The sequence below is a fragment of the Nocardia puris genome (genome assembly GCF_003315035.1).
Lineage (GTDB): Bacteria > Actinomycetota > Actinomycetes > Mycobacteriales > Mycobacteriaceae > Nocardia > Nocardia puris.
Window position 1 is genome coordinate 87,452 of sequence record NZ_QNRE01000002.1, and the last position, 13,131, is coordinate 100,582.

11 protein-coding genes and 4 pseudogenes are annotated in these 13,131 nt (G+C 72.0%); 9 read left to right on the top strand and 6 right to left on the bottom strand.

Annotated elements, in window-relative coordinates:
* The first annotated feature begins 15 nt into the window (after nucleotides 1-15).
* Nucleotides 16-744: a ferritin-like domain-containing protein gene (locus DFR74_RS05955; protein WP_067512076.1), complete on the top strand. Its 729-nt coding sequence runs from the start codon at nucleotides 16-18 to the stop codon at nucleotides 742-744.
* A 5-nt stretch (nucleotides 745-749) separates the two neighbouring features.
* On the opposite strand, the gene DFR74_RS05960 is transcribed toward DFR74_RS05955, so the two are convergent.
* The 3 genes from DFR74_RS05960 to DFR74_RS05970 form a co-directional block, all read right to left on the bottom strand.
* The gene (locus tag DFR74_RS05960) at nucleotides 750-1,859 is read right to left on the bottom strand and encodes a PQQ-dependent sugar dehydrogenase (protein WP_067512156.1); all 1,110 of its coding nucleotides are present in this window, start codon (nucleotides 1,857-1,859) and stop codon (nucleotides 750-752) included.
* A gap of 108 nt (nucleotides 1,860-1,967) precedes the next feature.
* Nucleotides 1,968-3,710, bottom strand: a complete 1,743-nt coding sequence (locus DFR74_RS05965; RefSeq protein WP_067512074.1) for a serine/threonine-protein kinase — start codon at nucleotides 3,708-3,710, stop codon at nucleotides 1,968-1,970.
* A gap of 19 nt (nucleotides 3,711-3,729) precedes the next feature.
* The gene (locus DFR74_RS05970) at nucleotides 3,730-4,650 is read right to left on the bottom strand and encodes an LLM class F420-dependent oxidoreductase (protein ID WP_067512154.1); all 921 of its coding nucleotides are present in this window, start codon (nucleotides 4,648-4,650) and stop codon (nucleotides 3,730-3,732) included.
* A 124-nt stretch (nucleotides 4,651-4,774) separates the two neighbouring features.
* Between DFR74_RS05970 and DFR74_RS05975 the strand changes: the two genes are divergently transcribed.
* Entirely contained in the window at nucleotides 4,775-5,254 is a 480-nt protein-coding gene (locus tag DFR74_RS05975) for a gluconokinase (RefSeq protein ID WP_067512152.1), read from the top strand.
* A 22-nt stretch (nucleotides 5,255-5,276) separates the two neighbouring features.
* Here the strand turns inward: DFR74_RS05975 and DFR74_RS05980 are convergent, their stop codons facing one another.
* The 3 genes from DFR74_RS05980 to DFR74_RS05990 are packed head-to-tail and all read right to left on the bottom strand — an operon-like array spanning nucleotide 5,277 to nucleotide 7,366.
* Nucleotides 5,277-6,065 (bottom strand): M50 family metallopeptidase, encoded by a 789-nt coding sequence (locus DFR74_RS05980; RefSeq protein ID WP_067512072.1) that lies wholly within the window; start codon nucleotides 6,063-6,065, stop codon nucleotides 5,277-5,279.
* Nucleotides 6,066-6,123: 58 nt separating this feature from the next.
* Nucleotides 6,124-7,176: a Gfo/Idh/MocA family oxidoreductase gene (locus DFR74_RS05985; protein WP_067512070.1), complete on the bottom strand. Its 1,053-nt coding sequence runs from the start codon at nucleotides 7,174-7,176 to the stop codon at nucleotides 6,124-6,126.
* A gap of 10 nt (nucleotides 7,177-7,186) precedes the next feature.
* Nucleotides 7,187-7,366 carry a hypothetical protein gene (locus tag DFR74_RS05990; protein WP_067512068.1) on the bottom strand — a complete coding sequence of 60 codons (180 nt, stop codon included), beginning with the start codon at nucleotides 7,364-7,366 and terminating at the stop codon, nucleotides 7,187-7,189.
* On the opposite strand from DFR74_RS05990, the pseudogene DFR74_RS36980 reads away from it, so the two are divergent.
* From DFR74_RS36980 to DFR74_RS06020, 7 genes and pseudogenes are all read left to right on the top strand, one after another.
* Nucleotides 7,331-7,630, top strand: a pseudogene (locus DFR74_RS36980) (hypothetical protein); the annotation flags it as partial. The gene DFR74_RS05990 and the pseudogene DFR74_RS36980 overlap by 36 nt on opposite strands.
* Nucleotides 7,578-8,582, top strand: a pseudogene (locus tag DFR74_RS06000) (4Fe-4S dicluster domain-containing protein); the annotation flags it as partial. The pseudogenes DFR74_RS36980 and DFR74_RS06000, both read left to right, overlap by 53 nt.
* Nucleotides 8,579-8,977, top strand: a pseudogene (gene narJ, locus DFR74_RS37935) (nitrate reductase molybdenum cofactor assembly chaperone); the annotation flags it as partial. The pseudogenes DFR74_RS06000 and narJ, both read left to right, overlap by 4 nt.
* 52 nt (nucleotides 8,978-9,029) lie before the next feature.
* Nucleotides 9,030-9,542: pseudogene (narI, locus tag DFR74_RS36985) on the top strand (respiratory nitrate reductase subunit gamma); the annotation flags it as partial.
* 138 nt (nucleotides 9,543-9,680) lie between these two features.
* The gene (gene yczE, locus DFR74_RS36990; RefSeq protein ID WP_067512150.1) at nucleotides 9,681-10,313 is read left to right on the top strand and encodes a membrane protein YczE; all 633 of its coding nucleotides are present in this window, start codon (nucleotides 9,681-9,683) and stop codon (nucleotides 10,311-10,313) included.
* 124 nt (nucleotides 10,314-10,437) lie between these two features.
* Nucleotides 10,438-11,895 carry an alpha/beta hydrolase gene (locus tag DFR74_RS06015; RefSeq protein WP_067512066.1) on the top strand — a complete coding sequence of 486 codons (1,458 nt, stop codon included), beginning with the start codon at nucleotides 10,438-10,440 and terminating at the stop codon, nucleotides 11,893-11,895.
* An 83-nt stretch (nucleotides 11,896-11,978) separates the two neighbouring features.
* A complete protein-coding gene (locus tag DFR74_RS06020; RefSeq protein ID WP_067512064.1) occupies nucleotides 11,979-13,124 on the top strand; it encodes an aromatic ring-hydroxylating oxygenase subunit alpha in 1,146 nt (381 codons plus the stop codon).
* The last annotated feature ends 7 nt before the right edge of the window (nucleotides 13,125-13,131 follow it).

Consider the following 13,131-nt stretch of genomic DNA (forward strand, 5'->3'; position numbering starts at 1 on the left):
TCTAGGGTTGCGGCCATGGTGAGGACACTCGGTGGGGTGAGCGAATTCGGGCGGTGGACCACGGAATTCGAGGCGAAGGTGCGGGCGCGGGTGGTCGCGGGGGACCCGGACTGGGGTGCGGGGGCGCGGCTCGATCCTGCGGTGGTGCGCAGCCTCCAGCGATTCCAGGTGGGGGAGAGCGGGGACGGTGCGCAGTTGATCGGGAAGGCCGAGCGGGCGGGTGATCCCGAGTACGCGCGGGCCGTGCGGTTGTTCGTCGCCGAGGAGAGCAATCACGCCCGGCTGCTGGAACTGCTGTTGCGCGCGGCCGGAGCGCCGACGGTGCCGGGGCACTGGAGCGACACGGTGTTCGTGTGGTTGCGGCGCGCGCTCGGGCTGCGGCTCGAGGTGCTGGTCCTGATGGTCGCGGAAGTCGTTGCGGTGCAGTACTACCGGGCGCTGCGCGACGGGGTGGGCGATCCGCTGACCGCTCGGGTGGCGGCGTTGATCCTCGACGACGAGTTGCGCCACATCCCGTTCCACTGCCTGCGACTGCGGCTCGGATTCGCGCGCACCCCGCGCCCGGTGCGGCTGGCCGTGCTCGCGGGGTGGTGGGTGCTCGTCTCGGGCGCGAGCGTCGTCGTCGCGCTCGACCACGGTCCGGCGCTGCGCACGCTGGGCCACACCAGGATCGGATTCGTGCGCGGTGTGCTGGTCCTGTTCGCGGTCGTGGCGCCGACAGCGCTGTCGACCCGTCGGAGCTGAACCTCTCAGCGCGCGGGGAACCGCAGCACGCGGTCGTCGCCGGCGCGCACCCGGCCGCGCCCGTCGGTGTTGGACGTGGTGACCCACAGCGCGCCGTCGGAGGCGACCTCCACGGTGCGCAGGCGTCCGTACTCGCCGTCGAACAGCGCGCTCGGCGTGCCGAGTCCGCCGTCCGTGACCGGCGCCGTCCACAACCGCTGCCCCCGCAGCGCCGCCACGTAGAGCGTGTCGCCCGCGATCGCGATACCCGACGGTGACGCCTCGTCGGTCGACCAGGTGACCAGCGGATCGACGTACCCGCGGTCCGCGCCGCCGGTGCCCTCCACCTCGGGCCAGCCGTAATTGCCGCCCGGCGTCACGAGATTCACCTCGTCGAGCCGGTTCTGCCCGAACTCGGCCGCGAACAGCCTGCCCGCCGCGTCCCAGGCCAGCCCCTGCACGTTGCGGTGCCCGTAGCTGTAGACCGGCGAATCGGCGACCGGGTTGCCCGGCGCGGGGGCGCCGTCGGGAGTCAGGCGCAGGATCTTGCCGTTGGGACTCGAAAGATCCTGGGAGAGCGAGGGTTCGGCGGCGTCACCGGTGCCCGCGTAGAGCATGCCGTCGGGGCCGAAGGCGATACGTCCGCCATTGTGGTTGCCCGCCTTGGCGATACCGTCGAACACCACCTCCGGATCGCTGTCGAGCCGGAACCGGACGATGCGGTTGTCGTCGGCGGCGGTGAAGTACGCGTAGACGTATCCGTCGGTCGCGTAGCCGGGGGAGACCGCCAGGCCGAGCAGCCCGCCCTCGCCGCGCGCGACGACACCCGGCACCTCGTAGACGGGTTCGGGCTCGCGGCCCGGCGTCAGGCGCAGGATCCGGCTGGTGTCGCGTTCGGCGACCAGCGCGGCGCCGTCGGGCAGGAACGCCAGCCCCCACGGCACGTCCAGCCCTTGGGCGACCACTTCGGGAGCGCCGAGATCGGGTGCCGCCGAGGGCGTGCCGGCCGCCGTGGTCGAGGCGATCGGCGTCTCGGCGGGTGGTGGAGTGTCGTCGGGCGCGCCGCACCCGATGAGCCCCACGGCGAGGATCACCGCCGGGATCGCCGCTCGCCGCCGGTTCCGCGTGGTGTCCATGGCCGTCGCTCCCTGTCGCTCGGCGTTCGCGCAGCTCGGCGCCACGCCCGGTGTCTGGCCCCTTCGATCATGCCCGGTGCCGAGACCGGGCGACACCCGCCGCGCGGATCAGGACTTGGTGAGCGTGCCTTCCATCGCGCCCGCCAGGCCCGGGGTGGTGTAGCGGACGGTCCCGTCGGGCTGGAGCGTCACCGTGGACGTGGAGCCCTCGTCGACGCAGGTGCCGGGATTCTCGGTGAGCCGCGCGACCAGGGTGATGGAGTTCTCCGTCGCGGCGGTCAGGCGCTCGGCGCGACCGCAGCGCGTGCCGGAGAGCCTGCCGGTGTTGGCGGAGGTGGCGACCTCGTCGCCGACCGCGCCCTCCCGGATGGTGATCTCGAGGTCGAAGGTGAAGATCGGGTCGGCGACGGTGCCCCGCCACGTCCCGACCAGCGCGCTGGGCACCGCCGAGGCCGCCGCGGCGGCGGTCGCGGTGGCGGCGGTGGTGGTCGTCGTGGTCGTGCTCTCGGCGGATGTGGTGACCTGCGTGGTGGTATCCGCCGCCGACGGCCCGGAGTCGTTGTCCCGCAACTGCGTTCCGATGACGTACGCGCCCGCAGCCACCAGCACGGCGACCACCGCGAGCGCGGCCAGCAGGGGGCCACGCTTCGACTTTGCTGGCGGCCGCTGCCCATACCCCGGCTGGTCGACGGAGTTGTGCTGCGGGGAAAAGTGATTCGCCCGCTGATCTACGGAGTTGTGCTGCGGAGCAAAGTGACTCGACTGCTGATACCCGGCCTGCGGCCCCGGTCCACCCGCGTAGGGCCCCGGTGCGTACCCGGAGGTCGTCGGCGGTGGAGTGTGGTGGGAGCCGGACGAATAGCTGTTCTGCTGGGTGCCGTTCGGAAAACCTTGCGGCCCGGGGTTGGTATGCGGTCGCGCGGGCGTGCCCCCCGTCGCCGGGTGCGTCGGCAGGTCGAGCGGCCCGGAATCCAGATCGAGCAGCCGGACCGCCCGGACGCTCACCTCCTCCAGGACCGCGGGCGGCAACCAGCCCGTGCGCTCGGGCGCGCCGAGCGCCCCCAGGTCGTCGAGCAGGCGCGCGGGTGCCGGCCGGGCGGCCGGATCCTTGGCCAGGCAGGACGCGACGATCGGACGCAATCGCTCCGGCACCGCGTCCAGGCGCGGATCCTCGTAGACGATGCGCCACAGCAGGTGCATGGTCTCGCCGGTCCCGAACGGTCCCTGCCCGGTCGCGGCGAAGGTGAGCACACCGCCGAGGGCGAACACGTCGCTCGCCGGCCCGACCGGCTCGCCGGTCACCTGTTCGGGGCACATGAAACCCGGTGAGCCGACGACCTTTCCGGTCGTGGTGAGCGCGGTGTCCTCCACGGCGCGCGCGATGCCGAAGTCGATCACCTTCGGCCCGTCCACGGCCAGCAGCACATTCGACGGTTTGAGGTCGCGGTGCACCACGCCCGCCTCGTGCACCGCGACCAGGGCCGCCGCCAGCCCGCGCGCCAGCGCGAGTAACGTGTCCTCGCCGAACGGCCCGAAGGTCTCGACGGCCTCCGACAGCGCGAACCCGGCCACATAGCCGGTCGCCAGCCACGGCGGGTCGGCGTCGACGTCGGCGTCGAGCACCGGGGCGGTGAAGCGGCCGCCCACGCGCTGGGCGGCCGCCACCTCGCGGCGGAAGCGGGCCCGGAATTCGGTGTCGCCCACCAGATCCGGGCGGATCACCTTCACCGCGACGGTGCGGCCACCGGTGTTGCGCCCGAGGTACACCTTGCCCATTCCGCCCGCGCCGAGGACGCCGAGGATCCGGTAGTCCCCGATCCAGCGGGGATCGTCCAAGCCGAGCGGTCGCACCCGGACAGGCTACCGTCGCTCAGAGTTGCGGCCGGACCTGGTCGGCGATGAGGGCGAGATGGTCCAGATCGGCCAGGTCCAGGATCTGGAGGTAGATCCGCTCGGTGCCCACCTCGGCGTAGCGGCCGATCTTGTCGACCACCTCGGCGGGGGAACCGGCCAGGCCGTTGGTCTTCAGCTCGTCCACCTCTCGGCCGATCGCGGCCGCCCGCCGCGCCACCTCGGCGTCGGTGCCGCCGACGCAGGCGACCAGCGCGTTGGAGTACACCAGGTCGCCGGGCTGCCTGCCGTGCTCGCGGACCGCCGCGCGCACCCGCTCGAACTGCGCCGCCGTGTCCTCGAGGGAGGCGAAGGGCAGGTTGAACTCGGTGGCGTAGCGCGCCGCCAGGCGCGGTGTGCGGGTGGGACCGTTGCCGCCGATCAGGATCGGCACCGGATCCTGCGCCGGTTTGGGCAGCGCGGGCGAGTCGGTGAGCGTGTAGTGGGCGCCGTCGAAGCTGAACGTGTCGCCGACCTTGGTGGACCACAGGCCGGTGATGATCGCGAGCTGTTCCTCGAGCCGCGAGAACTTGTCCTTGGGGAACGGGATGCCGTACGCGGTGTGCTCCTCGGCGAACCAGCCGCTGCCGATGCCCAACTCGACGCGCCCGCCCGACATCCGGTCCACCTGCGCGACCTGGATCGCCAGCGGGCCGGGTAGCCGGAAGGTGGCGGCGGTCACCAGGGTGCCGAGGCGGATGGTGCTGGTCTCGCGCGCGAGCCCGGCCAGGGTGATCCACGCGTCGGTGGGGCCGGGCAGCCCGTCGGAGTCGCCCATCGCCAGATAGTGGTCGGAGCGGAAGAACGCGTCGTAGCCCAGGTCCTCCGCGGTTTTCGCGACGGTGAGCAGGGTGTCGTAGTCCGCGCCTTGCTGCGGTTCGGTGAAGATTCGCAGTTTCATGGTCTCCATCGTGCCCGAGTCCGGCGCGCGGGGGCGTTACCGTCGGGTTGCCGCGCACGCGGTACGGGTGAGACGAGGAGGATCGGTGGGCGCAGACGAGGCCGCGAAGCCGCTGGTGGTGGCGATGGGGGTGTCCGGGTCGGGCAAGTCCACGGCGGGCGCGGCGGTGGCCGCCGCGCTGGGCGTGGAGTACGCCGAGGGCGACGCCTTCCACCCCGAGGCCAATCTGGCGAAGATGGCGGCGGGCAGCCCGCTCGACGACGCCGACCGCGCGCCCTGGCTGGACCGCATCGCCGCCTGGCTGGCGGAGCGCGGCGAGCGGGGCGGGGTGGTGAGCTGCTCGGCGCTGAAGGTGAGCTACCGCGACCGCCTGCGCGCCGCCGCGCCCGACCTGTTCTTCCTGCACCTGACCGCGTCGTACGAGGAACTGTCCCGGCGGATGCGGACCAGGCCGGGCCACTTCATGCCCGCGAGCCTGCTGGACTCCCAGCTCGCCGACCTGCAACCGCTGACCGCGGCCGAGCGCGGGATCGTCGTCGACGCCACGCGCCCGGCGGAGGAACTGGCGCAGGAGGCGCTGACGGCGTTGGGTTGTAGCCGCTGAACGTGCCGGCGCGCCCGGTGCGCTAAGGAGCAGCCGGGCACGGCCCCGACACCACCGGAATGCACGCCCCCGTGGCGTCGGAGAGCAACAGCCCGCCGCCGACGACCAGCGCGCCCACGGCGATCGCCGCGAAGAACAGCACCCACAGGATGGCGGGGAGGTGGGTGAGCCGGGCCAGCTGGTCGGCGTCGGAGTCGACGTCGGCGGGGTTGCGCCAGCGCCTGCGGCGGCCGCGCTGCATCTCGATGACCGGCCGCAGTCCCGCGAACAGCAGGAACCACGCGGACAGGAACGCGAACGCCGCCTGCCAGGTGTCGTCGCCGAACCACGACACCGCGAACACCGCGCCGCCCACCACGAGCACGCTGAACAGCCCGTAGAAGTTGCGGATCTTGATCAGCACCGCCGCCAGCAACAACAGGGTGGTCCACAACATCAGCGTGATCCGCTCGGTCGCCAGCAGCGCCGCGAAACCCAACCCCAGCAGAGGCGGCGCGGGATAGCCCGCCATGGCGGTGAGGATCATGCCGAGCCCGTACGGTTTGCCGCTCGAGACCGTCAGACCGGAGGTGTCGGAGTGCAGGGTGATGCTGTTGAGCCTGCGGCCGGTGAGCAGCGCGACGAAGGCGTGGCCGCCCTCGTGGGCGATGGTGACCACGTTGCGGGTGACGCGCCACAGCGGTCCGTACCCCACCAGCACCAGGGCCGCGACGGCGGTCACGACCACCAGTTGCCAGGGCGGCGGGGTCTGCGTGGTGGTCAGCCGATCCGCGATGGAGGCGCCGCGATCGACGAGTTCTGCGGTGTTCACCGCCGCACCCTACCGGCCGCGCGCGCGAAACGCACCGGGGCGCCGACGGATCCGGCGCTCAGGCCAGGTGCACCACGGCGTCGCTGCCCGCCGACCGCCGCGCCGCCTCCAGCACGCGCAGCACCGCGACCGCGTCGTGCGGATCGACCGGGGCGTGCGCGCCGTCCAGGATCGCCGCCGCCATCGCCGTGTAGAAGGCGGGGTAGTCGCCGGGCAGGGTGGGGTAGGGCGTGAGGTCGGGGTCGGCGCCGAGCAGCCCCCACCGGTCGGGTTCGACCGTGCCCCAACCCTCTTCGCGGGGATCGCCCCCGGCGCGCAGCGCGTCCTCCTGCGGGTCGAGGCCGTAGGTGACGTACCCCGACTCCGACCCGAGCACCCGGAACCGCGGCCCCAGTTGCGGGGTCACCGCGCCCATCGACAGGTGCGAGCGCACGCCCGAGGTGTGGGTGAGCGCGAGGAACGCGTCGTCGTCGGTGGTGACGCCCGCGCGCCGGTTGTCCAGCTCCGCGTACACCGACCGCGCCGGACCGAACAGCGTCAACGCCTGGTCGACCAAGTGGCTGCCGAGATCGAGCAGGGTGCCCGCGCCGTCGGCCACGCCGCCGACCTCGCGCCAGCCGCCCTTGGGCACCGGCCGCCACCGCTCGAAGCGCGATTCGAACCGGCGCACCTCGCCCAGTTCCCCGCCCTCGACGAGCGCGCGCACGGTGCGGAAGTCGCCGTCCCACCGGCGATTCTGGAAGACCGAGAGCGGAACGCCCGCGTGTTCGGCACGCCGCAGGACGTCCTCGGCCTCGGCAGACGTCACCGCGAACGGTTTGTCGACCACCGCCGGGACACCGGCGTCCACGGCGCGGCGGGCGATCAGCGCGTGCGTCCGGTTGGGCGTCGCGACCACGACGAGCCCGAAATCGCCGATCGCGGCGAACAACGCGTCCACGTCCGGGAACACCCGCACGCCCGGGTGCGCGCGGCGCGCCTGCTCGGCCCGCTCCGGTGACCCGGTCACCACGGCGGCCACCCGCATTCTCGGTTGCGCCGCGATCAGCGGTGCGTGGAACACCGCACCGGCCAGCCCGTACCCGACGATCGCCACGTCCACGCTGCTCATCTCCCCGACGCTACCGCCCGTCCGCGCGGGGCTGCGGTGAGCGCGCCCGATCCGGGGCGAACGCGGTGCGGTCGGAGATGAGCGCGGCGAGGGTGAACAGCCACGCGCCCACCGCCACCACCAGCAGCAGCCTGCCGAGCAACGGCAATCCGCCGACGTCGACACGTTCTTCCGCGACCGCTGGAGCCACGACGAAGTCGTGTACTCGACGCGCGGCGTGAACTGCACGGGGTCGTGCCGGTGGAAGGTGTACGTCGAGGACGGCATCATCACCTGGGAGACCCAGGCCACCGACTATCCCTCCGTCGGCGCGGACCGCCCGGAGCACGGGCCGCGCGGCTGCCCGCGCGGCGCCGCCTTCTCCTGGTACACGTATTCGCCCACCCGTGTGCGGTATCCGTACGTGCGCGGCGTGCTGCTCGAGCAAGCGCGTCGAGGACGGGATCGTGCTGGTGGATCAGGACAGCTGCCGGGGCTGGCGCATGTGCGTGACCGGATGTCCTTACAAGAAGGTGTATTTCAACCACCGCACCGGGAAAGCGGAGAAGTGCACGTTCTGCTATCCGCGCGTGGAGGTCGGGTTGCCGACCGTCTGCTCGGAGACCTGCATGGGGCGGCTGTGTTACCTGGGTGTGGTGCTCTACGACGCCGATCGCGTCGCCGAGGCCGCTGCGACTCCCGACGAAAAGGATTTGTATGAAGCGCAATTGGGCGTGTTCCTCGACCCCGAGGATGCCGAGGTGCGCCAGGAAGCCGAGCGGGCCGGGATCGCGCCGGACTGGATCGACGCCGCCCGCCGCTCACCGGTGCGCGCGCTCATCAGCGAGTATCGGGTGGCGCTGCCGCTGCATCCGGAATTCCCCACCCTGCCGATGGTCTGGTACATCCCGCCGCTGTCGCCGGTGGTGGACGCGTTGACGGCGACCGGATTCGACGGCGAGGACGCGCACAACCTGTTCGGCGCCATCGGCTCGCTGCGCATCCCGCTGGAATACCTCGCCGAACTGTTCACCGCCGGTGACCCGGTGCCGGTGCGCGACGCGCTGGCGCGGCTGGCGGCGATGCGCTCCTACCTGCGCGACATCAATCCGGCGGAGCCGCCCCGACGAGTCGATCGCCACCGCCGTCGGCATGACCGGCGCACAGCTCTTCGACCTGCACCGCCTGCTCGCCGTCGCGAAATACGAAGAGCGCTACGTCATTCCGACCGCGGCGGCCGGTGACGCGCGGCAGCTGGAGGAGTCGGCGCTGCCGCAGGGGTGCAGCCTCGACTTCGACGGTGGTCCGGGGATGGGCGGCCCGGCCCGTTCGGGGACGAGTCGGGCCGCAAGTTCCTACCGCTGGCCACCGTCGAGAGCTTCCACGCCTTGCGCCGCAGGCAGACCGCCGACGAGGAGGCGGGATGAGCACTCGGCCCGCGTTCTACCAGGCGGTCGCGGACTGCCTGGACTATCCGGACGAGCGGTTCGCGTCCCGGCTGCAGCTGCCGGCCGCGTGCGCGCCGGAGCTGCGTCCATTCCTCGGGTACGCGGCGTCGGTGCCGTTGGGCGCGCTCGCCGAAACCTATGTGCGCACTGTCGATTTCCACAACCGGCATTGCCTGCACCTGACCTGGTGGCTGGACGGCGACACCCGCAGGCGCGAGGAATCCCTGGTGGCGCTGAAACATCGGCATCGCGCGGCCGGGCTCGAGCTGGCGGGCGCGGAACTGCCGGACTACCTGCCGCTGGTGCACGAGTACGTGGCCGCCACGGGGGACCGGGACGTCCTGCTCGAGCACCGGCCCGGGGTAGAGCTGCTGCGGATCGCGCTGGGGGGAACGACGGTCCGTACGCACAGGTCGTGGCGGCGCTGTGCGGGGCGCTGCCGAGGCCGTCGCCGCGCGACCGGGACGCCGCCCGCGCGCTGGCGCAGGCGGGCCCGAATCCCGCACCGACGCCGTCGGATTCGACGAGCACGCCTATCACCTGCTGTCGTTGTTCGGCGGGACGGCGGCGGGTGTGCTCACGGTGGTGGGCCTGGCGGTGCTGGTGTACCGGCGGCGCACCAGGGCGGCGGTCTTCCGCGCCACCACCCGCAACGACAAGCAGATGTACCTGGTGCTGGTGTCGGCCATCGTCCTGGGTATGTGGGCCAAACTCTCCCAGTCGCGGATCGACGAGGGCTACGACTACCGGCAGACCATCGCGCCGTGGGCGCGCGGCATCGTGACGCTGAACTCCGACCCGTCGCTGATGGCGGGGGTGCCGCTGTCGTATCAGCTCCACGCGGTGATCGGGATGGTGTTGATCGCGCTGGTGCCGTTCACCCGGCTGGTGCACATGTTCAGCGCGCCCGTGGGGTACCTGTTCCGGCCCTGCATCGTCTACCGGTCGCGCGATCCCCGGCAGCTCGGGGAGCGGGCGCCCCGCCCGGCTGGGAGCCGGTGGAACGGTAGACAATCAGGCCAGACCTTGGTGACTGGCTCTGTTCACGCAGTCCAGTGGTGGCCCATCCTGGTCTGCATGCTTGTGCGTCGGTTGGTCGCGCTCTACAGCGGACTGTGGTTGTACGGCTTCTCCATGGCGGTCATGGTGCGCGCCGGTCTCGGGCTCGACCCGTGGGACGTGTTCCACCAGGGCGTGGCGGGCCACGTCCCGCTGAGCTTCGGCATGGTCACCGCGGTCACGGGCGCCGTGGTGCTGCTGCTGTGGATTCCGTTGCGGCAGCGGCCCGGTCTGGGCACGATCAGCAACATCGTGGTGATCGGCGTCTCGGTGGACGCGGGCCTGTGGTTGCTGCCCGAGTGGGAATCGATGCCCGTGCGGGTGGGCGCGATGCCGGCGGCGGTGGTGCTCAACGCGGCGGCGACCGTGCTGTACATCGGCGCGGGCATGGGGCCGGGACCGCGTGATGGACTGATGACTGGACTGGTCCGGCGCACCGGGTGGTCGGTGCGCGTGGTCCGCACCGGCATCGAAGTGGCCGTGCTGGCCACCGGCTGGCTGCTCGGCGGCACGGTCGGCGTGGGCACCCTGGCGTACGCCTTCGGCATCGGGCCGCTGATCCAGCTCATGATTCCGTTCGTCGACCGGTACCTGCCCGGATTCCATCCGGTGCGGGCGCGCGCCGACGAGCCCGTGCCGGTGGCCGACTGACGGCGGCGGTCCGAGAGGCCGAGATGTCGATGCCCTCGGACGCCGCTCGAATCGTCCGAAGGAAGGTCGCCCAGTAGTACGAACGGCCGACTCCCGCGGCGTTGCGACGCGCGAAGGTATCCATATGCCCTGGATACAACGGATCTCCGTACTGGTCGCGACGTGTGCGGTAGCGGTCTGGTGCGCGAATTCCGCCACCGACGACGCGCCCGCCGCCACCGACGCGCCCGCCGCCCTGGCGTGGTCGCCGTGCGCGGACCTCGCGGCACCCGACGACGGACGCGTATGGGAGTGCGCGACACTCCCCGTCCCGTTGGATCACGCCCGTCCGGACGGCCCCGCGATCGACCTCGCCGTCCTCCGATCGCGCACCGCCGACCCGGCCCGGCGGCTCGGCTCGCTGGTCTACAACCCCGGCGGACCGGGTGGCTCCGGCTTCGAGCACGCGCCCGCTGTCGCCGCCCGCTTCGCCGGTCTGCTGGACCGCTACGACCTGGTGTCCTGGGATCCGCGCGGGGTGGGGCGCAGCGCGCCGATCACCTGCGAGCAGCCGGAGCTGCCCGCTCGCGTGCCGCGCACGGACGCCGAATGGGCCGAACTGGACGCCGCGAGCCTGCGTTTCGCCGACTCCTGCGTGAACGGCTCGGGCCGCTTGCTGCCGCACGTCGGGCTCGCCGACTCGGCACGGGACCTCGACCTCATTCGTGCCGCTCTCGGGGAGCGCCGGCTCGACTTCCTCGGCGTCTCCTACGGCGGGCAGCTCGGCGCGGCCTACGCCACGCTGGCCCCGGAGCGCGTGGGCCGCATGGTGCTCGACGCGCCCGGCACGCCGCTGCGCGAATTCCGGCGCACCCTGCTGGACCAGGCCGCTGGCATGGAGGCGGCGCTGCGCGACTTCGTAAGGTTCTGCCTCGACGACGGACAGTGCCCGCTGGGCCGCGACGAGAACGCCGCCCTGGACGGCACGGATCGCTTCCTGTCCGCGCTGGATACGGAGTCGAGCGATCTCGACCGCGCCACGGCGACCGCCGCGCTCGGCATCGCGCTCTCCGCGCCCGAGACCTGGCCGCACCTGGAACTCGCGCTCGGGCGGGCGCTCGCGGGTGACGGAAGCGAATTGGCCGGGTACGCGGCACTTTTCACGGGCCGGCGCGCCGACGGGACGTTCTCGAACTTCGCCGCCGCGAACACGGCGATCAACTGCGCCGACTACCCCGATATCTACACCGTCGCGCAGATTCGCGACCTGATGCCCGAATTCGCCCGGGTATCACCGCGTTTCGGCGAACTGACCGGCCTGCGCCTGGCCGAATGCGCGCGGTGGCCCGTGCACGGAGTGGGACGGGTCGCCTTGGACGGCGGCGGTGCGCCGACGGTGCTCGTCGTCGGTGCGACGGGGGATCCGCAGGCGCGCTACGAGTGGGTCACCGAGGTCGCCGAGCACCTGCGTCCCGCCACCCTGCTCACCTACGACGGGCCGGGCCACGGCGCGTACGGAGGGGTCGATCCCTGTGTGGACCGGGTGGTCGAGGACTACCTGCGGGAGGGTGTCGTACCCGCCGAGGGCGCGCGGTGCCCCTGAAAGTGGGGTGTGACCGATCGGTTATCGTTCGATAACCTGGGAGTGGTTATCGAACGATAACCGCCATCGCTTGGGAGGTACTCATGCCCGTGCTCACCCGAATCGACGACATCCTCACCGATCTGCGCGCCTACCTGGGCGACGACGCCCCCGCGCTGAGCCTGCCGCCCGCCGCCTACACCTCCCCGGAACTCTGGGAGCTGGAGTGCGAGCGGATCTTCCATCGCTCCTGGTTCCTGGTCGCGCACACCGATCAGCTCGCCGCGCCGGGCGACTACGTCGCGGTCTCGGTGGCGGGCGAGATGGCCGTGGTCGTGCGCGACGGCGACGGTGTGCTGCGCGGGCATTCGCCGGTCTGCCGGCACCGGCTGATGCCCCTGGTGGAACCCGGCGCGGGAAACACCGCCGCGTTCACCTGTCGGTACCACCTGTGGAAGTACGGATTGGACGGGCGGCTGCGCGGCGCGCCGTACATGGCCGAAAACAAGGAGTTCCGCGCCGACGAGTGCCGGCTGCCCGGTTTCGCGGTCGCGGAGTGGAACGGTTTCGTGTGGCTGAATCTGGACGCGCGCGCCGAGCCCGTCGCCGCACATCTGGATCTGATCGCGCCGCACTTCGCCGGATACCGGCTGGACCGGATGGTGCAGGTGGACTCGTGGTCGCTGGAGTGGCGGGCCAACTGGAAGCTGGTGATGGAGAACGGGCACGAGAACTATCACGTGCTCGGACTGCACCGGGAGACGTTGCAGCCCTTCATGCCCGGCGGTGGCGACATCCACGTGGAGGTGGCGTCTCCGTGGATGCTGCACCTGCGCATCCCGCTCGCGATGTCCGTGGACTCGGCGATGCTGTCCCTCGACGACGTCCAGCGGGCGCACGCCATGGTGGGGCTGGCGTTCCCCGCGAGCGCGTTCATCGCGCTGGCCGATCAGGTGGTGTGGCTGACGTTCCTGCCGTCGACCATCGACAGCGTGCGGGTCCTCGGCGGTGTGCTGACCCTGCCCGAGCTCGCCGTGGGCTCAGCGGATCTGGCGCGCACCCAGCAAGCCGTGACCGCGATGATCAACGACGAGGACCGGAGCGGGCTGGAGGCGGTGCAGCGCGGGGCCGGGTCCCGGTACGCCGAGCGCGGTCACCTCAGCCCCAAGGAGAGGCCGGGCGTGCTCGCGTTCTACCGCGATCTCGCGCACGCCCTGCTGGACGACGGACCGTGGCCGGGCACGCTATAGCCTGAAG